This window comes from Geodermatophilus sp. URMC 64 (assembly GCF_053502555.1).
In genome coordinates, this window is the sequence record NZ_CP199955.1 from 2,320,125 (window position 1) to 2,336,693 (window position 16,569).

The 16,569-nt window shown below is 74.3% G+C and carries 18 protein-coding genes and 1 pseudogene; 8 read left to right on the plus strand and 11 right to left on the minus strand.

From position 1 onward, the window contains the following. The first annotated feature begins 27 nt into the window (after positions 1 to 27). The 4 genes and pseudogenes from ACWIYF_RS11380 to ACWIYF_RS11395 all read left to right on the plus strand — a co-directional run bounded on the left by ACWIYF_RS11380 (position 28) and on the right by ACWIYF_RS11395 (position 3,142). A complete protein-coding gene (locus ACWIYF_RS11380; RefSeq protein WP_448628242.1) occupies positions 28 to 1,089 on the plus strand; it encodes a Rieske 2Fe-2S domain-containing protein in 1,062 nt (353 codons plus the stop codon). After that, positions 1,086 to 1,358: a hypothetical protein gene (locus tag ACWIYF_RS11385; RefSeq protein ID WP_448628243.1), complete on the plus strand. Its 273-nt coding sequence runs from the start codon at positions 1,086 to 1,088 to the stop codon at positions 1,356 to 1,358. Before ACWIYF_RS11380 ends, ACWIYF_RS11385 begins: the two co-directional genes overlap by 4 nt. 138 nt (positions 1,359 to 1,496) lie before the next feature. Further along, positions 1,497 to 2,399: pseudogene (locus ACWIYF_RS11390) on the plus strand (PDR/VanB family oxidoreductase); the annotation flags it as partial. Further along, entirely contained in the window at positions 2,372 to 3,142 is a 771-nt protein-coding gene (locus ACWIYF_RS11395) for an IclR family transcriptional regulator (protein ID WP_448628244.1), read from the plus strand. The pseudogene ACWIYF_RS11390 and the gene ACWIYF_RS11395, both read left to right, overlap by 28 nt. A 16-nt stretch (positions 3,143 to 3,158) precedes the next feature. On the opposite strand, the gene ACWIYF_RS11400 is transcribed toward ACWIYF_RS11395, so the two are convergent. Next, positions 3,159 to 4,031, minus strand: a complete 873-nt coding sequence (locus tag ACWIYF_RS11400) for an alpha/beta fold hydrolase (protein ID WP_448628245.1) — start codon at positions 4,029 to 4,031, stop codon at positions 3,159 to 3,161. 81 nt (positions 4,032 to 4,112) lie between these two features. On the opposite strand from ACWIYF_RS11400, the gene ACWIYF_RS11405 reads away from it, so the two are divergent. Continuing rightward, entirely contained in the window at positions 4,113 to 4,664 is a 552-nt protein-coding gene (locus ACWIYF_RS11405) for a DUF4334 domain-containing protein (protein WP_448628246.1), read from the plus strand. Here the strand turns inward: ACWIYF_RS11405 and ACWIYF_RS11410 are convergent. Further along, positions 4,661 to 5,149, minus strand: coding sequence for an Lrp/AsnC family transcriptional regulator (locus ACWIYF_RS11410; protein WP_448628247.1), 489 nt, complete (start codon positions 5,147 to 5,149; stop codon positions 4,661 to 4,663). The genes ACWIYF_RS11405 and ACWIYF_RS11410 overlap by 4 nt on opposite strands. A gap of 140 nt (positions 5,150 to 5,289) precedes the next feature. Here ACWIYF_RS11410 and hppD point away from each other — a divergent pair, with 140 nt between their 5' ends. Then, positions 5,290 to 6,495, plus strand: a complete 1,206-nt coding sequence (gene hppD / locus ACWIYF_RS11415) for a 4-hydroxyphenylpyruvate dioxygenase (protein WP_448628248.1) — start codon at positions 5,290 to 5,292, stop codon at positions 6,493 to 6,495. A gap of 27 nt (positions 6,496 to 6,522) precedes the next feature. On the opposite strand, the gene ACWIYF_RS11420 is transcribed toward hppD, so the two are convergent. Genes ACWIYF_RS11420 through ACWIYF_RS11430 form a run of 3 tightly spaced genes read right to left on the minus strand, consistent with a single transcriptional unit; the run spans position 6,523 to position 8,915 of the window. Then, positions 6,523 to 7,437, minus strand: coding sequence for an anti-sigma factor RsbA family regulatory protein (locus ACWIYF_RS11420; protein WP_448628249.1), 915 nt, complete (start codon positions 7,435 to 7,437; stop codon positions 6,523 to 6,525). Further along, positions 7,434 to 8,294, minus strand: coding sequence for an MEDS domain-containing protein (locus tag ACWIYF_RS11425; protein WP_448628250.1), 861 nt, complete (start codon positions 8,292 to 8,294; stop codon positions 7,434 to 7,436). The genes ACWIYF_RS11420 and ACWIYF_RS11425 overlap by 4 nt, the downstream gene beginning before the upstream one ends. A gap of 51 nt (positions 8,295 to 8,345) precedes the next feature. Further along, positions 8,346 to 8,915 carry a TetR/AcrR family transcriptional regulator gene (locus tag ACWIYF_RS11430; protein WP_448628251.1) on the minus strand — a complete coding sequence of 190 codons (570 nt, stop codon included), beginning with the start codon at positions 8,913 to 8,915 and terminating at the stop codon, positions 8,346 to 8,348. A 136-nt stretch (positions 8,916 to 9,051) separates the two neighbouring features. Between ACWIYF_RS11430 and ACWIYF_RS11435 the strand changes: the two genes are divergently transcribed. Next, positions 9,052 to 9,996: an SDR family NAD(P)-dependent oxidoreductase gene (locus ACWIYF_RS11435; RefSeq protein WP_448628252.1), complete on the plus strand. Its 945-nt coding sequence runs from the start codon at positions 9,052 to 9,054 to the stop codon at positions 9,994 to 9,996. Between the two features lie 12 nt (positions 9,997 to 10,008). Here ACWIYF_RS11435 and ACWIYF_RS11440 read toward each other — a convergent pair whose 3' ends face one another. The 4 genes from ACWIYF_RS11440 to ACWIYF_RS11455 are packed head-to-tail and all read right to left on the minus strand — an operon-like array spanning position 10,009 to position 12,846. Then, positions 10,009 to 10,581 (minus strand): GNAT family N-acetyltransferase, encoded by a 573-nt coding sequence (locus ACWIYF_RS11440; RefSeq protein WP_448628253.1) that lies wholly within the window; start codon positions 10,579 to 10,581, stop codon positions 10,009 to 10,011. After that, a complete protein-coding gene (locus ACWIYF_RS11445; RefSeq protein WP_448628254.1) occupies positions 10,578 to 11,795 on the minus strand; it encodes an NAD(P)/FAD-dependent oxidoreductase in 1,218 nt (405 codons plus the stop codon). Before ACWIYF_RS11445 ends, ACWIYF_RS11440 begins: the two co-directional genes overlap by 4 nt. Beyond that, positions 11,792 to 12,415, minus strand: coding sequence for a GTP cyclohydrolase I FolE (gene folE / locus ACWIYF_RS11450; RefSeq protein ID WP_448628255.1), 624 nt, complete (start codon positions 12,413 to 12,415; stop codon positions 11,792 to 11,794). The genes ACWIYF_RS11445 and folE overlap by 4 nt, the downstream gene beginning before the upstream one ends. Continuing rightward, the gene (locus tag ACWIYF_RS11455; protein ID WP_448628256.1) at positions 12,412 to 12,846 is read right to left on the minus strand and encodes a hypothetical protein; all 435 of its coding nucleotides are present in this window, start codon (positions 12,844 to 12,846) and stop codon (positions 12,412 to 12,414) included. Before ACWIYF_RS11455 ends, folE begins: the two co-directional genes overlap by 4 nt. A 93-nt stretch (positions 12,847 to 12,939) precedes the next feature. On the opposite strand from ACWIYF_RS11455, the gene ACWIYF_RS11460 reads away from it, so the two are divergent. Then, the gene (locus tag ACWIYF_RS11460; protein ID WP_448628257.1) at positions 12,940 to 13,596 is read left to right on the plus strand and encodes a helix-turn-helix transcriptional regulator; all 657 of its coding nucleotides are present in this window, start codon (positions 12,940 to 12,942) and stop codon (positions 13,594 to 13,596) included. 4 nt (positions 13,597 to 13,600) lie between these two features. On the opposite strand, the gene pntB is transcribed toward ACWIYF_RS11460, so the two are convergent. Continuing rightward, complete coding sequence (gene pntB, locus ACWIYF_RS11465) at positions 13,601 to 15,007, minus strand: Re/Si-specific NAD(P)(+) transhydrogenase subunit beta (RefSeq protein WP_448628258.1); 1,407 nt, start codon at positions 15,005 to 15,007, stop codon at positions 13,601 to 13,603. Further along, positions 15,004 to 16,548: a Re/Si-specific NAD(P)(+) transhydrogenase subunit alpha gene (locus ACWIYF_RS11470; RefSeq protein ID WP_448628259.1), complete on the minus strand. Its 1,545-nt coding sequence runs from the start codon at positions 16,546 to 16,548 to the stop codon at positions 15,004 to 15,006. Before ACWIYF_RS11470 ends, pntB begins: the two co-directional genes overlap by 4 nt. Positions 16,549 to 16,569 lie beyond the last annotated feature (21 nt).

A 16,569-nucleotide genomic window follows, 5' to 3' on the forward strand; every position in this document is an offset into this window, starting at 1 on the left:
CGACGTCGTCTGCGAGGAGGAGCACCGATGACCTCGATCGTCCGCAACCAGTGGTACGTGGCCGCCTACGGCCGCGAGGTCGGCCGGGACCTGTTCAGCCGCACGATCTGCGGTGAGTCGATCCTGTTCTGGCGGACCGAGGCCGGCGAGGTCACGGCCATGAGCGACCGCTGCGTGCACCGGCGGTTCCCGCTCTCACAGAAGCCCAGCCACCTGGTCGGCGACACCGTCGTCTGCGGTTACCACGGCTTCACCTACGGGGCGGACGGCGTCTGCGTGGCGGTGCCCGGGCAGACCCGCGTGCCGCGCACCGCGCGGCTCAAGGCGTACCCGGTGGTGGAGCAGGACGGCTTCGTGTGGGTGTTCATCGGGGACGCCGACAAGGCGGAGAGCACCCGCATCCCGCGTGCGCCGTGGCTGGACCAGGAGGGCTGGACGACGGTCTCGGGCATGGAGCCGCTCGCCGCGCGGGCCAGCCTGCTGGTCGACAACCTGCTGGACCTCTCGCACGAGACCTACCTGCACGGCGGCTACATCGGGACGCCGGAGGTCGCCGAGACCCCGATCACCACCGAGGTCGACGAGGAGGCCGGGATCATCTACGTCTCCCGGCACATGGCCGATGCCGAGTGCCCGCCCTTCTACGCGAAGAGCACCGGCATCACCGGGCGGATCACCCGCTGGCAGGACATCGAGTTCACCCCGCCCTGCCTGTACAAGCTGCACAGCCGGATCGCGCCGGTCGGCGTCCTGCCCAACGACGACGGCACCGACCCCGACGCCTTCCACGTCGAGGTCGTCTACGCGATCACGCCCGAGACGGAGCACTCGACGCACGACTTCTGGGCCGTCGCCCGCGACTTCGCCCTCGACGACGAGTCGGTGTCGGACTTCCTGCGGGAGAACAACCGCACCGTCGTCCTGCAGGACGTCACCGCCCTCGACGTGCTCGAGCAGGTCATCGCCGGCGAGCCGGACGGCTACCAGGAGCTGTCGATCAACATCGACACCGGCGGCCTCGCCGCCCGCCGCATGATCACCAAGCTCGCCGAGCAGGCGCAGCCGGCGCGGGTGGAGGCGGTCCGGTGAACCTGCCGCCGCCCAACGAGGTGCTCGACGGCGAGAAGGTGCTCCGGGTCAACTGGCTGCCCGGCTCCGACCGGCTGCGCGGCCGCTGCCACTGCGGGATGGAGACCGAGGCCGAGGACCCGGTGGCCATGTGGGAGTGGCTGCTCGCCCACCCGGACCACCCGAGCGGCGGCAGCGAGCCGACCCCGCCCGCCGAGCTGCCGCCGCCGCCCGCGCACGTCGTCACCGATCCCGCGCGCATCCGCGACCGCGCGCCGGTGCTCGTCTGAGAAAGGACCCCGCTGCCCCCCACCGCTCGCAGGCTCGCGGCGGGACCCTGCAGCGGGGCCAGGTGGAGGAGAGCCGTGCACGCCACTGGCGACAATGAGGTCGACCTGACCCTGCGCGTCGACCGCCGCACGACCGGCGCCGAGGGCGTCGTCGTCCTGGACCTGCGCGACCCGGCCGGGGGAGACCTGCCGGAGTGGTCGCCCGGGGCGCACGTCGACCTGAACCTTCCCGGCGGGCTGGTCCGCCAGTACTCGCTGTGCGGCGACCCGGCCGACCGGTCCGTGTGGCGGATCGGCGTGCTGCGCGAGCCGCAGAGCCGGGGCGGGTCGGCCCACGTGCACCAGTCCCTGGCCGAGGGCGACGAGGTGGCGGTGCGCGGGCCGCGCAACCACTTCGCGCTGGTGCCCGCGGAGCGCTACCTGTTCGTCGCCGGCGGCATCGGCATCACCCCCATCCTGCCGATGATCACGGCGGCCGGGGCGGCGGGCGCCGAGTGGGAGCTGCACTACGGCGGCCGCAGCCGCCGGTCGATGGCGTTCCTCGAGTCCCTGGAGGAGGTGACGGGCAACCGGGTCGCCCTGCACCCGCAGGACGAGGTGGGGCTCATCGACCTGGACCGGATCCTCGGGCAGCCGCGGCCGGGCACCCTGGTCTACTGCTGCGGACCGGAGCCGCTGCTGGTCGCGGTCGAGCAGCGCTGCGCCGCGTGGCCGCCTGGCTCGCTGCACGTCGAGCGGTTCGCACCCAAGGACGTCGGGGAGCCGGTGCTGACCGGGGCGTTCGAGGTGGAGCTCGCGCTCTCCGGGCGGACGCTGACCGTGCCACCGGAGAAGTCGGTGCTGCAGGTGGTGGAGGAGGCCGGCATCGAGGTGCTGTCCTCGTGCCAGGAAGGGACGTGCGGGACGTGCGAGACGGCGGTGCTGGCGGGCGAGGTGGACCACCGGGACTCGCTGCTGACGCCGGACGAGCAGGCGGCGAACGACACGATGTTCATCTGCGTCTCCCGGGCGGCGTGCCCGAAGCTGGTCCTCGAGCTCTGAACCCCTCGCGGACGGCGGGCGGCAAGCTGCTCGCCGTCCTCGGGTCGTTCACCCGCGAGCGGCCGGCGCTGTCGCTCTCCGACCTCGCCCGGGCCGCCGAGGTGCCGCTGTCGACCGCCCACCGGCTGGTCGGCGAGCTGTGCGCGTGGGGCGCGCTGGAGCGCGACGACGACGGCCGCTACCGCGTCGGGCTGCGCATCTGGGAGCTCGGCGCGCTCGCCCCGCGCGGGCTGGGTCTGCGGGAGGCGGCGCTGCCGTTCATGGAGGACCTCTACGAGGTCACCCACGAGAACGTGCAGCTCGCCGTCCGGGACGACACGGAGGTCGTCTACGTCGAGCGGTTCGCCGGCCGGGACGCCGTCACCGTCTACACCCGCGTCGGCGGCCGGTTCGCGCTGCCGCCGACCGGCGTGGGCCTGGTGCTGCTGGCGCACGCGCCGCTCGAGGTGCAGGAGCGGGTGCTCGCCGGCCCGCTGCAACGGCACACCCCGCACACCATCACCGACCCGCGGCAGCTGCGCCGCGTGCTGGCCGAGGTGCGCCGCACCGGCGTCGCGGTCAGCGACCGGCAGGTCACCACCGACGCCGTCTCGGTGGCGGCGCCGATCGAGCAGCGGGGCACCGTGGTCGCGGCGCTGTCCATCGTCGTCCACGGCAGCTCGCCGGCCGCCGTCCGGCCGTTCACCCCGGGGGTGCGCGCCGCCGCCCGCGGCATCTCCCGCGTGCTCTCCCGCGCCCAGTGACGCGCGCTTTTTCGGGCTAAAGTCCCCGGGCCGCGGGCCAGAGGGCGAGCAGCGTGCGCAGGCCGGTGACCAGGGCCAGCGGCTGGTCGAGCATCGGGTGGTGGCCGGCGTCGGGCACGTCGACGACGGGCAGGTGCTCGGGCACCAGCCGGCCCATCTCGGCGGCCATCTCCGGGCTGACCAGCCCGTGCTCGCAGCGGAACAGCGCCACCGGGCAGGCCAGCTTGGGCAGCAGGTCGCGCAGCAGCAGCCGGCGGCCGAAGAAGCTCGGGTCGAACTTCCACGTCCAGCCGCCCTCGACCTGGCGCAGTGACTCCCGCGCCACGTGCCGGCCGACGTAGGGCAGGACGACGTCCTGCGGCGGCAGCGTGCGGAACCGGCCGACCGCCTCCTCGAGCGTCGGGTAGACCTTGCGCGGACGGCGGCGCTCGGCCAGCCGGGACTCCTCCGGCGGCTGGTCGTTGAGCGGCGAGTCGATGTAGGCCACCGCGGCGACGGCGTCCCCGTGCTCGACGCCGACCGTCACCGCGACCCAGCCGCCCATGCTGTGCCCGACCACCACGGGCCGGTCCAGCGCCTCGGCCTCGCAGACCGTGACGACCTCGCGGGCCCACTGCCGCATGTCGTAGATCTCGCGACGCCCGCTGTCGCCGTGCCCGGACAGGTCGACCGCCACGACGCGGTGCGACGAGAGCAGCGGCCCGATGTGGTCCCACCAGCCCGAGTGCGCCGCGCCGCCGTGGATGAGCACCAGCCCGGGCGCGCCCGGCCGGCCCCAGACGCGGTAGTGCACCCGCGTGCCGTCGACCTCGACGTCCCGGCGCTCGGGCGCCGCCGCGAGGGCGCGCGCGAACCACGCGGGCGCGTCGGTGCCGGGCTGCTCGGTCATGGTCGGTCCTCCTGGGTGCCTGGGTGCCGGTCGATCTTCTCCCGGCGCCGTCCGGGCGCTGCGCCCGGCTAGCCTGCGGGCATGGACGACGCGGCGGCCGAGCGCTGGCTGCGCCATCACCGCTCGGGCAGCAAGCCGGCGGACGCGCTCGCCTTCTTCGACGGGCGCCCGCCGGTGGACGCCGCCGCCATGACCGGCCGGTGGCGGGGGACCGGCCTGCCCACCGGCCATCCCTTCGACGGGCTGCTCGAGGCCCACGGCTGGTACGGCAAACAGGTCGTGGACGCCGAGACGGTGCACCCGCTGCTGTTCCGGGAGGGCGCCGGCGAGCCCCGCCCGGTCGACCCCGCGTACCTCCCGCTCGGTCTGCTGCGCCGGTTCCCGTGGGTGGCCCGCACCTCCGTCGCGCGGCTGGGCTTCGCCGGGGTGAAGCCGCTGCGCCGCACCGGCGCCCCGGCCGCGCGGCTGCGCATGCTCGCGCACCGCGGGGTCGTGTCCGCCGCGGTGGTCTACGACCGGCTGCCGGTGATCGACGTCTTCCGGCGGGTCGCCGCGGGCACCCTGCTCGGGCTCATGGACATGCGCGACGTGGACGAGCCGTTCTTCTTCGTCCTGGAGCGCGAGGACACCTAACCGTGCCGGGGGGAGCGGCCGGAGCCCGGCGCCGCCTCGGCGGCCAGCAGGGGCAGCGTCCGCCACGGCACAAGCACCGACAGGGCGATGACGCTGGTCGAGCGGACGACGTTGGGGGAGCGGCCGAGCTCGACCAGCACCTGCTGCAGCGCCTCGTGCGAGCGGGCGGCCACCCGGCAGAGCACGTCGCCGCTGCCGGTGGTGGCGTGTGCCTCGAGCACGCCGGGGATCGCCTCGAGGTCGGCCCGGACGGCGTCCAGCGCGCCCTGCGCGATCTCCAGGGTGACGAACGCCTGGACGCCGAACCCCGCGGCGGCGACGTCGACGTCTGGGCCGTGGCCGGTGACGACGCCGGCCCGCTCGAGCCGTTCCAGCCGGGCGGTGACCGTGCCGCGCGCGACCCCGGTGCGGCGGGCGAGCTCCAGGTCGCCCGCCCGCGGGTTCTCGCGCAGTGCCGTGAGCAGCGCGACGTCGAGGGCATCCACAGCTGCGCAGTCTGCACAGCACCGACCCGGTACCGCTAGCCCGGGCGGTCAGGATATGCAGCACGCGGAGTACCGCTTGCGCAGGCGAACCCGCCGGAGTGCGCTGGGCCACGCAGCACCCGTGCGCCGGAGGAGGGGCGATGAGCCTGGACCAGATCCTGAACGACGAGGAGCGGCTGGCGGGTCTCGACCTGCGCCAGCTCGAGCAGCTGGTCGGCCTCGTCGAGCACGACGAGTCGACCGACCCGTTCCCGGTGTCCGGCTGGGACGCGCTGGTGTGGGTCGTCGGCAACGCCGTCCAGACCGCGCACTTCTTCCAGTCCGCGTTCGGCATGGAGCTCGTGGCGTACTCCGGCCCGGAGACCGGCAACCGCGACTCCCACGCCTACGTCCTCACCTCGGGGGCCGCGCGCTTCGTCGTCCAGGGCGCCTACGACCCGGCCAGCCCGCTGGCCGACCACCACCGCAGGCACGGCGACGGGATCGTCGACATCGCGCTGACCGTGCCCGACGTCGACCGGTGCATCGCGCACGCCCGGGCGCAGGGGGCGACGGTCGTCGAGGAGCCGCACGACGTCACCGACGAGCACGGCACCGTCCGCCGGGCCGCGATCGCCGCCTACGGCGACACCGTCCACTCCCTGCTCGACCGCTCGCGCTACGCCGGTCCGTATCTGCCCGGGTTCGTCGAGAAGCGCTCCACGTTCGTGAAGCGGCCCGGCGCCCCGAGGCGGCTGTTCCAGGCCGTCGACCACGTCGTCGGCAACGTCGAGCTCGGCGCCATGGACCACTGGGTCCACTTCTACAACCGCGTCATGGGCTTCACCAACATGGCCGAGTTCATCGGCGACGACATCGCCACCGACTACTCGGCGCTGATGAGCAAGGTCGTCGCCAACGGCAACCACCGGGTGAAGTTCCCGCTCAACGAGCCGGCGATCGGCAAGAAGAAGTCGCAGATCGACGAGTACCTGGAGTTCTACGGCGGCCCGGGCGCGCAGCACGTGGCGCTGGCCACCAACGACATCATCGGCACGGTCGACGCGATGACCGCCGAGGGCGTCGAGTTCCTCGCCACCCCGGACTCCTACTACGAGGACCCCGAGCTCCGGGCGCGGATCGGCACCGTCCGCGCGCCGATCGAGGAGCTGCAGAAGCGCGGGATCTTGGTCGACCGCGACGAGGACGGCTACCTGCTGCAGATCTTCACCAGGCCCACCGGCGACCGGCCGACGGTCTTTTTCGAGCTGATCGAGCGGCACGGCTCGCTCGGCTTCGGCAAGGGCAACTTCAAGGCCCTTTTCGAGGCGATCGAGCGCGAGCAGGCGCGCCGCGGGAACTTCTGACGGCCGAAGTGGCCATTTTGGCCCCGGCTACCGCCAGGTGAGCACCCGCACGGTCGTGCCGGCCGGCGAGGAGCGCAGCTGCACGAGGTCGCAGAGCTGGTTGACCAGGTAGATCCCGCGGCCGCCGTGGTCGCCGGTGTCCGGCCGCAGCCGGCCGGTGAGCGGCTCGGTCACGTGGCCGGCGTCGGTGAACTCCAGGACGGCGGCCTCGTCGTCCATCCACATCGCCACGCTGCCCCCGCCACCGCCGTGGCGGATGCCGTTGGCGGCCAGCTCGGAGGCCGCCAGTTCGAGGGCCTCGACCTGTTCGGCGGACAGCCCGCACGAGCGCGCCCACGTGCGCACCGTCCGGCGGACGGCGGGGACGTCGCCGGCCCGGTAGTCGCCGCGCAGCACGGCGCCGGACGGCGGCGGCAGCGGGGCGCCGAAGGCCTCCCGGTCCGCCGCGTCGGTGATCCCGGCGCAGGGGTGGGTGACCCGCGCACCCGCGCACACCTCGGCCGGCAGCCGCGCCTCGTCGTAGGGGCACACCAGCCGCCACGCCGGGCCCTCGGCGAACGCGCGGTTGAGCAGCCGCTCGTGCAGCTCGGCCTCGACCAGCTCGGCCGGACGGCGGCCCACGAAGGCCGGCTCGCCGACCCCCCGCAGCGGCCGGCCCTCGGCGACGGCGCGGGCGAGGGCGCCGGCCCAGACGTCGATGATGCGCGCCGGGTTGCCGCCGATCACGGCCATGTCGAGCCAGGTCACCGCGGCCGCCCGTTCGCCGAGGCTGTCGCGGAGCAGCTCCAGCCGGGGCCGCGGCTCGGCGACCACCACCGTCTCGCCGCGGGCCAGCCCCTCCCGGACGAACCCGCCGATGCCGGTCAGGAACTCCGCGTCGTCCCGGTAGAAGAAGGCGGAGTGCTCGAAGCCCGCCGCGGGCTCCCGGGTGGACAGGCTCATGCGGCCGGCTCCCGGAACGTGACCTCGGCGTACTCGTCGAAGCAGAGGATCCGCCACATCCGCTTGAGCACCCTCGAGCTGCCGACGAGCTCCAGCCGGGCCGACCGGTCCTGCAGGTACCGGGCCCAGCGGGCCAGCGCGCGGCAGCCGCCGACGTCGACGAACTCGACGCGGCTGAGGTCGAGGGTCACCACGGGCCCGTCGACGTGCGAGCCGGTGAGCACGCGGTCGAGCCGGTCGGCGGCGAAGGTGTCCAGCGCGCCCGCGACCGCGAGGGTGTCGCCGTCGAACCAGAGGCGGAACGGCGGCCCGCTGCCGGCGGAGCGCACCACGGGGTGCACCGAGGCGCCGTCGTCGAGCGCGTCGGCGCCGAGGTCGCTGCGGTAGGCGCAGAGCGCGACCATCCCCGACCCCGAGGCGATGTACTCGTCGGCCAGGTGCTCCCAGCGGACCAGGTCGGGACGGCGCTCCGGGTCGGCGGCCAGGACACTGACGTCGGCGACCACCCGCAGGCCGCGGTAGCCGTCCTCGATCGCCGCACGGGTCGCGGCGTCGTAGAACGCGAACTGCTCGTCGGGGCCGAACCCGCCGGAGCCCTCGTAGCCGGCGCGGACGTCGAGCACCTGCAGGACGCCCCGGGCGCGCAGGTCGTCGAGGTCGGCCAGTGGACCGGCGGGCGTGCGCAGGACGGCGCCGTCGCCCTCGCCGATCCACATCAGCCGCTCGCCGCGGGCGAGGCCCTCCTCGAGGTAGCGGCGGGCCGCCTGGGCGAAGTCGTCGTCGTCCTCGTAGATCCAGCAGACGTGGTCGGCACGCGCGGCCGTCATGGGGTCGGCGAGGAGACCTTCGGCGCGCACGACCTCACGGTAGGAGGCCGCGGGTCGGAAAGACAGTCCCCGCGCGGGCGATCAGGACGGTGTCGTTCCGTAGCGCAGTCCGTCCACGAGCAGGTCGAGGAGCCGGCCCGCCCGGTCCCGGTCCCCGGCGGCGAGCGAGATGCCGGAGAGACCGGCGAGCACGTCCGCGGGGTCGGCGTCCGGCCGGAGGGAGCCCGCCTCGGCGCCGGCGCGCAGCAGCAGGCCCAGCGCTTCGGTCATCCGGTCCCGGCTGTGCGCGAACGGGTTGCCGCCCGAGGCGATCACCGCCTTCAGGGCGTCGGCCATCCCGCGTTTGGTGGTCATGTAGTCGACGAAGCGGTCCATCCAGGCGCGCAGCGCGGCATCCGGGGGTGCGGTCTCCAGCAGCTCGCCGGCGGCGTCGCACAGCCGGGCCAGCTCGTTGCGGTACGCGGCCTCCACCAGCGCCTCGCGGGTGGGGAAGTGCCGGTAGAGGGTGCCGATGCCGACGCCGGCCTCGCGGGCGATCGCCTCGAGGGTGACGTCGTCGCCGGCCGCGAAGGCGTGCGCCGCCACCTCCAGCAACCGGTCGCGGTTGCGCTGCGCGTCGGCGCGCAGGGTGCGGCCGCCGGATGCCGGCACGATCGGCCTCCTCGTCGTCGGGGTTGCGAAGCGGAGGCTGCTCCGGATAACGTGGCGCACGTACCGGAGGCGCCTCCGGTCCGATCCTACGGGGCTCTCCCATCTTTCTCGTCCACCCGCAGAGGGGACATCCCGCATGACCGTCCTACCCCGTCTCTCCACCCCCTTCGACGCCCGCTCCACCGCCGCCGAGGTCGTGGCGGACGTCGACCTCTCCGGCCGGCGCGCCATCGTGACCGGCGGCGCCTCCGGCATCGGCGTCGAGACCGCCCGCGCACTCGCCGGCGCGGGGGCCGAGGTCACCCTCGCCGTCCGCGACCGCGCCGCCGGTGAGCGGGTGGCCCGCGACATCACCGACTCCACCGGCAACCCGTGGCTGCGGGTGCTGCCGCTCGACCTGGCCGAGCCGCGCTCCATCCGCACGTTCCTCGACATCTGGGACGGGCCGCTGCACATGCTGGTCGACAACGCCGGCGTCATGGCCCCGCCGCTGCGGCGCACCCGGCAGGGCTGGGAGCTGCAGTTCGCCACCAACCACCTCGGGCACTTCGCGCTGGCCACCGGCCTGCACCCGGCGATGGCGGGGGCCGACGGCGCCCGCGTGGTCTCGGTCAGCTCCAGTGCGCACCTGCGCTCCGGCGTGGTCTTCGACGACCTGCACTTCCGCGCCCGCCCCTACGACCCGTGGCTGGCCTACGGGCAGTCCAAGACCGCCAACGTGCTGTTCGCCGTCGAGGCGCAGCGCCGGTGGGCCGACCACGGCATCACCGTCAACGCGCTGCACCCCGGCGGCATCCGCACCAACCTGCAGCGCCACGTCACCGAGGAGGAGCTGGCGGCGCTGCGGGCACGGATGGGCAACGACGGCCCGGCGTGGAAGACGCCGGAGCAGGGTGCGGCGACGTCGGTGCTGCTCGCCGCCTCGCCGCTGGTCGAGGGCATCGGCGGCCGCTACTTCGAGGACTGCGCCGAGGCCCGGCCGCACCGCGAGGGCACCCGGACCGGGGTCGCGGCGCACGCGCTGGACCCCGAGGCGGCCGCTCGCCTGTGGGACGTCTCGCTGCGGCTCGTCGCGGGCTGACTCGCGGGCTGGTCAGCCCAGCCGCAGCCGGACCACGGGCCGCGCCGGCTGCGGCCGGTGCGCCTCGGTGAACCCGGCGCGCAGGAACACCGACAACGGCCCGTGGTACAGCTCGGCGGCGCTCACCCGCGGCCGCTCCGCCAGGTCGACCGGATAACCCTCGACCTCGTCCGCCCCGCCCCGGCGGGCGAGGTCGACGGCCCCGGCCAGCAGTGCCGACGACAGCCCCGTGCGGCGGGCGGAGCGGCGGACGACGAAGCAGGTCACGGCCCAGACCGACGGGTCGTCGAGGCCGGGGGTGCCACGGAGGAGCTGCCCGTTGGTCAGCCGGGTGTAGGTCGGCCGGGGCCCGACCGCAGCCCAGCCGCTCGGCTCGCCGTCGACGTAGCCGAGCACGCCGGGCGGCGGCCCCTCCCGCACCTGCCCGCAGAGCGCCTCCCGGTTGGCCGCCGCGTGCTCCTGGTCGGCGACGGCGCCGCGGTAGAACCACTGGCACCAGCACCGGCCGGGGTCGCCCGGGCCCTCGAACACCCGGACGACGTCGTCCCAGCGGTCGGCCGTCGCCGGGTGGACCTCGACGCTCACAGCTGGTCGAGCGGCACGTCCGGGTCGGCCAGCCGGTCGGGATCCACCGGCCGGCCGGAGCGGATCAGGTCGCCGATCGGCCCGGTGACGTCCCAGACGTTGACGTTCATGCCGGCCAGCACCCGGCCCTCCGCCGTCCAGAAGGCGACGAACTCGCGGGTGCCGAGGTCGCCCCGGACGACGACCCGGTCGTAGCCGCCCGGCTCGACCCAGCCGGTGTACTCCATGCCCAGGTCGTACTGGTCGCTGAAGAAGTAGGGCAGCCGCTCGTAGCTCGCCTCCTTGTCCAGCATCGCCTTGGCCGCGACCGGCGGCTGGTTGAGCGCGTTGGCCCAGTGCTCGACCCGGATGTGCCGGCCGTAGCGCGGGTGGAAGGCGTTGGCGACGTCCCCGGCGGCGAACACGGCGGGGTCCTCGGTCCGCAGTGAGGCGTCGACGACGACGCCGTCGTCCACGGGCAGTCCGGCGGCGCGGGCCAGTTCGGCGTCCGGCGCGACCCCGACACCCGCGAGGACGACGTCGCCGGCGACCTCCGTCCCGTCCTCGAGCACGAGCGCGCCCGCTCCGGCCTGGCCGCCGGCGCGGGCGGAGGCGATCCGGACGCCGCAGCGCAGGTCGACGCCGTTGTCGGTGTGCAGGTCGGCGAACACGCGGCCCATCTCGGGGCCGAGCACGCGCAGCAGCGGCAGCTCGGCGTACTCGAGGACGACCACGTCGGCCCCGGCGGCGCGCGCCGCGGCCGCGGCCTCCAGCCCGATCCACCCGGCGCCGACGACGACCACGCGGGCGCCGGAGGTGAACGCGGCCTTCAGCCGGTCGCTGTCCTCGATCGTGCGCAGGTAGTGCGGCCGCAGCTCCTCGGCGCCGGGCATCGACAGCGGCCGGGGGACCGCCCCGGTCGCGAGCAACAGCCGGTCGTAGGGCAGCGCGTCGCCGACGTCGAGCTCCACGCGGGAGGCGCCCCGGTCGATCGCCGTGACCCGGGTGCCCAGCCGCAGCGTCACGTCGTTCTCGGCGTACCAGGCCTCCGGGTGCACGAACGCCGACTCCAGCGGGTCCTTGCCCATCAGGTAGCCCTTGGACAGCGGCGGCCGCTCGTAGGGCAGGTGCGGCTCGGCGCCGACCAGGGTGATCGGGCCGTCGTGGCCCTCCTCCCGCAGCGCGGTCACCGCCCGTGCCCCGGCCAGCGCGGCCCCCACGACGACGACGTTCATCTCGGCCCTCCGGTGGTCAGCGACAGGAACTCCGCCCGTGACCGCGGATCCTCCCGCAGCAGGCCCTGCAGTGCGGAGGTGATCGTCGTGGTGCCGGGCGCCTGAACGCCGCGCAGCGTCATGCACATGTGCTCGGCCTCGATCACCACGCCGACGCCGCGCGGCCGCAGCTGCGAGGTCAGCCAGCCGGCGACCTGCGTGGTCAGCCGCTCCTGCACCTGCGGGCGGCGGGCGAACAGCTCGACGACGCGGGCCAGCTTCGACAGCCCGACGATCCGCTCGCCCGGCAGGTAGCCGACGTGCGCGACGCCCCGGAACGGCAGCATGTGGTGCTCGCACACCGACTGCACGGGGATGCCGCGGGCGAGGACGAGCTCGTCGTAGCCCTCGTCGTTCGGGAACGTGGTGAGGTCGAAGGACCGCGGGGTGAGCAGCTCGGCGTAGGCGGCGGCCATCCGGCGCGGGGTCTCGGCGAGCCCCGGCCTGCTCGTGTCGACCCCGAGCGCGGCGAGGAAGGCCTCGGCGGCGACCTCGGCCGCGGCGGCGTCGGGCAGGTCGCGCTCGTCGACGACCCGCAGCCGGGCGCCCGTGGCTTCCTCCAGGGGGGCGGGGGAGGTCATGACCGGACGGCGGAGGAGGCGGAGCGGGCCCAGGCGAGGCGGGTCAGGGCGACCGCGCCGAACAGCAGCCCGAGGTCGCGCAGCGCGATGTCGGCGTGGCCGCCGAGCAGCAGCAGGTCGACGATGATCCCGGCCAGCCAGAGGGCGACGACCGGTGCGCCGATCCGGGGCGCGACCGCGACCAGCAGGCCGGCCAGGATCTCGACGACGCCCACGGCGAGCATCGCCTGGTGCGCCGTGCCCGGCACCAGGTCGTCGATCTGCGGGGCGAGGTAGGTCGACCAGTCGGCGAGGACGTCGGTGAACTTGTCCACGCCGAACAGGACCGGCAGCACGGTGAAGCCGGCGCGCAGCAGGAAGAGGACCTGGGACGCGGCCGCCTCGAACCGGGCGGGGGAGTGAGGTGTGGTGGACCTGTCGAGCAGCGTCATGGCGACCTCCGGTGTAAAGGACGGTAGCATGGACGTTAGAACGGATGGCAGTCTTACGGCAAGAGGTCTGTCTCTTAGAAATGGAGGGCCGTGATGGACGACGACTTCGCGGCCGTCGGCGCGCTGGCCGATCCGGCGCGGCGGGCGCTGTACCGCTTCGTGGCCGCCGCCGACGACGCGGTCAGCCGCGACCAGGCCGCCCAGGGCGTGGGCCTGCCCCGGCACACGGTGAAATTCCACCTCGACCGCCTGGTCGACGACGGGCTGCTGGAGACCGAGTACCGGCGGCTGTCCGGGCGCCGCGGTCCGGGCGCGGGCCGCCCGGCGAAGCTCTACCGCCGCTCGGCGCGGCAGTTCGACGTCTCCCTGCCGGAGCGGCACTACGACCTGGCCGGGCGGATCCTCGCTGGCGCCGTCGACGCCGCGGCCGACGGCGCCGTCCCCGTGCTCGAGGCGGTCGGCGAGGCGGCGTCGGCGGAGGGGCGGCGGCTGGCCGGGTCGCCGTGCGCGCTGGTCGACGTCCTGGCCGGCCTGGGTTTCGAGCCCCGGGACACGGCCGACGGCGTCGTCCTGGGGAACTGCCCCTTCCACGACCTCGCCGCCACGCACACCGCGCTCGTCTGCGGCATGAACCTCGGCATGCTCACCGCGCTGCTCGAGGAGCGCGGCGAGCCCGGGATCCGCGCCGCCCTCGACCCGGCTCCCGGCCGCTGCTGCGTCGTCCTGCAGCGGGGCGCTACAGGACCTTGAGGCGCTACAGGGCCTTGAGGATGTCCTCCACCCGCTGCCGGGCGTCGCCGAAGAGCATCCGCGTGTTGTCGCGGAAGAACAGCGGGTTCTGCACGCCGGCGTAGCCGGTGTTCATCGAGCGCTTGAAGACGACGACGTCCTCCGCCTCCCAGACCCGCAGCACCGGCATGCCGGCGATGGGGCTGGCCGGGTCCTCGAGCGCCGCGGGGTTGACCGTGTCGTTGGCGCCGATGACGAGCACCACCGAGGTGTCGGCGAAGTCGTCGTTGATCTCGTCCATCTCCAGGACGACGTCGTAGGGCACCTTCGCCTCGGCGAGCAGCACGTTCATGTGCCCGGGCAGCCGTCCGGCGACCGGGTGGATGCCGAAGCGCACCTGCACGCCGAGCTCCTCCAGCCGGCGGGTCAGCTCGGCGACCGGGTACTGCGCGTGCGCCACCGCCATGCCGTAGCCGGGCGTGATGACCACCGACTTCGCGGTGCGCAGCAGCTCGGCGGTCTCCTCGGCGGAGATCTCGGTGTGCGTGCCGTAGTCGGTGTCGGCGGCGACGCTGCCCTCGTTGCCGAAGCCGCCGGCGATGACCGATACGAACGAGCGGTTCATCGCCTTGCACATGATGTAGGAGAGATAGGCACCGGAGGAGCCGACGAGGGCGCCGGTGACGATGAGCAGGTCGTTGCCGAGCAGGAAGCCCGAGGCCGCCGCCGCCCACCCGGAGTAGCTGTTCAGCATCGAGACGACGACGGGCATGTCGCCGCCGCCGATCGAGGCGACCAGGTGCCAGCCCAGCGCCAGCGCGAGCGCGGTGATCGCGGCCAGGACCGGCAGGCTGGGCGTGATCACGAAGACCACGGTCAGGACGGCGAAGGCGGCCAGCGCGCCGAGGTTGAGCGCGTTGCGGCCGGGCAGCATGAGCGGGTTCGACCTGATCCGCGCCGACAGCTTGAGGAACGCCACGATCGAGCCGGTGAAGGTGACCGCGCCGATGAAGACGCCGATGCCCACCTCGGCGGAGTGGATGCCGAGCAGGTCGGCCGGCACCTCGGTCTGCGCGGCCCCCTCCGCCTCGACGGAGAGGTAACCGTTCCAGCCGACCAGCACGGCGGCCAGGCCGACGAAGCTGTGCAGCATGGCGATCAGTTCGGGCATGCCGGTCATCGGCACCCGGCGGGCCCGCCACAGACCGATGACGGCGCCCACGGCCATGCCGACGGCGATCAGCGCGACCGCGCCGGCGGTGATGCTGCGGGTGGCCAGCCCGATGGTGGCCGCCAGCGCCACGGCCATGCCGGCGATCCCGAACGTGTTGCCGGCCTTCGCGGTCTCGTGCTTCGACAGCCCGGCCAGCGCGAGCACGAACAGCAGCGCCGAGACGATGTAGGCCGCGGCGGCGGCCGACGTGGCGCTCATCGGGTGAACATGCCGAGCATCCGGCGGGTCACGGCGAAGCCGCCGAAGACGTTGATGCTGGCCACCAGGACGGCGACGAACGCCAGCGCGGTGACCACCGGGTCGTCGTGGCCGATCTGCAGCAGCGCGCCGACCACGATGATCCCGGAGATCGCGTTGGTCACCGACATCAGCGGCGTGTGCAGGGCGTGGTGCACCGACCCGATCACGTAGAACCCGACGACGACGGCCAGGGCGAACACGGTCAGATGGCCGATGAGCTCGTTCGGCGAGAAGCCGGCCAGCAGGAACAGCGCCGCGGCGGCGACGCCGACCAGCGCGAACCGCCGTCCCGGGGGAGCGGGCCGTTTCTCCGGCAGGGCCGGCGGGGCGGGCGGAGGCGCGGCCGGGACCGGGGCGGCCGACACCTGCACCGGCGGCGGCGGCCACAGCACCTGGCCGGCCCGCACCACGGTCATCCCGCGCTGCACGACGTCGTCCAGGTCGAGCACCAGGCGCCCGTCCGAGTCCGGGGTCAGCAGCTTCATCAGGTTGAGCAGGTTGGTGCCGTAGAGCTGCGAGGCCTGGGCCGGCAGCCGGGCGGGCAGATCGGTGTAGCCGATGATCGAGACGCCGTTCGGGGTGACGACGACCTCGTCGGGCACCGTCCCGGCCACGTTGCCGCCCTGCGCCGCGGCCATGTCGACGATCACGCTGCCCGGCCGCATGCTCGCGACCATCTCCTCGGTGAGCAGCCGCGGCGCCGGCCGGCCGGGGATCAGCGCGGTCGTGATGATGATGTCGACGTCCTTGGCCTGCTCGGCGTACATCAGGGCCGCGCGGCGGGTGAAGTCCTCGCTCATCTCGCGGGCGTAGCCGTCCGTGCTGACCTGCGCGGTCCCGTCCGACGTGGCCGCCGGCACGGCCACGTACTCCCCGCCCAGCGACCGCACCTGCTCGGCGACCTCCGGCCGGACGTCGGTGGCGCGGACGATCGCGCCCAGGCTGCTGGCCGCACCGATCGCGGCCAGCCCGGCGACGCCGGCGCCGACCACCAGCACCTTCGCCGGCGGCACCTTGCCCGCGGCGGTGACCTGGCCGGTGAAGAACCGGCCGAAGGTGTGCGCGGCCTCCACGACCGCGCGGTAGCCCGCGATGTTGGCCATCGAGCTGAGCACGTCGAGCGACTGCGCCCGGGAGATGCGGGGGACGGCGTCCATCGCCAGGGCGGTGATCGGCCGGCGGGCCAGCGCCGCGACCAGCGCGGGGTCGAGCGCCGGCGCGAGCTGGCTGACCAGCGTCGCGCCGTCGGCGAGCCGGTCGAGCTCCTCCGGAGTCGGCGGGTTGACGTGCAGGACGACATCGGCGGCCCACGCCTCGGCGTCGGCGACGATCCGCGCCCCCGCCTCGGCGTAGGCCTCGTCGGCGAAGCTGCTGGCCCGTCCCGCGCCCGCGCCGACGACCACCTCGTAGCCGAGACGGCGCAGCGCGGCCACCGTCGACGGCGTGGCCGCCACGCGCGTCTCGCGCGGTCGGGACTCGCCGGGAACTCCGATTCGCATCCGCACTGTGCTCCCTTGCCT

Excerpts from the sequence above, each read along its gene's own strand:
- ACWIYF_RS11420 (WP_448628249.1), bottom strand. The coding sequence starts at position 7,437 with ATGAGCCTGTCCACCCGGGAGCCCGCGGCGGGCTTCGAGCACTCCGCC.
- ACWIYF_RS11380 (WP_448628242.1), top strand. The coding sequence starts at position 28 with ATGACCTCGATCGTCCGCAACCAGTGGTACGTGGCCGCCTACGGCCGC.
- ACWIYF_RS11435 (WP_448628252.1), top strand. The coding sequence starts at position 9,052 with ATGACCGTCCTACCCCGTCTCTCCACCCCCTTCGACGCCCGCTCCACC.
- folE (WP_448628255.1), bottom strand. The coding sequence starts at position 12,415 with ATGACCTCCCCCGCCCCCCTGGAGGAAGCCACGGGCGCCCGGCTGCGG.
- ACWIYF_RS11470 (WP_448628259.1), bottom strand. The coding sequence starts at position 16,548 with ATGCGAATCGGAGTTCCCGGCGAGTCCCGACCGCGCGAGACGCGCGTG.
- ACWIYF_RS11460 (WP_448628257.1), top strand. The coding sequence starts at position 12,940 with ATGGACGACGACTTCGCGGCCGTCGGCGCGCTGGCCGATCCGGCGCGG.
- ACWIYF_RS11445 (WP_448628254.1), bottom strand. The coding sequence starts at position 11,795 with ATGAACGTCGTCGTCGTGGGGGCCGCGCTGGCCGGGGCACGGGCGGTG.
- hppD (WP_448628248.1), top strand. The coding sequence starts at position 5,290 with ATGAGCCTGGACCAGATCCTGAACGACGAGGAGCGGCTGGCGGGTCTC.
- pntB (WP_448628258.1), bottom strand. The coding sequence starts at position 15,007 with ATGAGCGCCACGTCGGCCGCCGCCGCGGCCTACATCGTCTCGGCGCTG.
- ACWIYF_RS11455 (WP_448628256.1), bottom strand. The coding sequence starts at position 12,846 with ATGACGCTGCTCGACAGGTCCACCACACCTCACTCCCCCGCCCGGTTC.
- ACWIYF_RS11400 (WP_448628245.1), bottom strand. The coding sequence starts at position 4,031 with ATGACCGAGCAGCCCGGCACCGACGCGCCCGCGTGGTTCGCGCGCGCC.
- ACWIYF_RS11405 (WP_448628246.1), top strand. The coding sequence starts at position 4,113 with ATGGACGACGCGGCGGCCGAGCGCTGGCTGCGCCATCACCGCTCGGGC.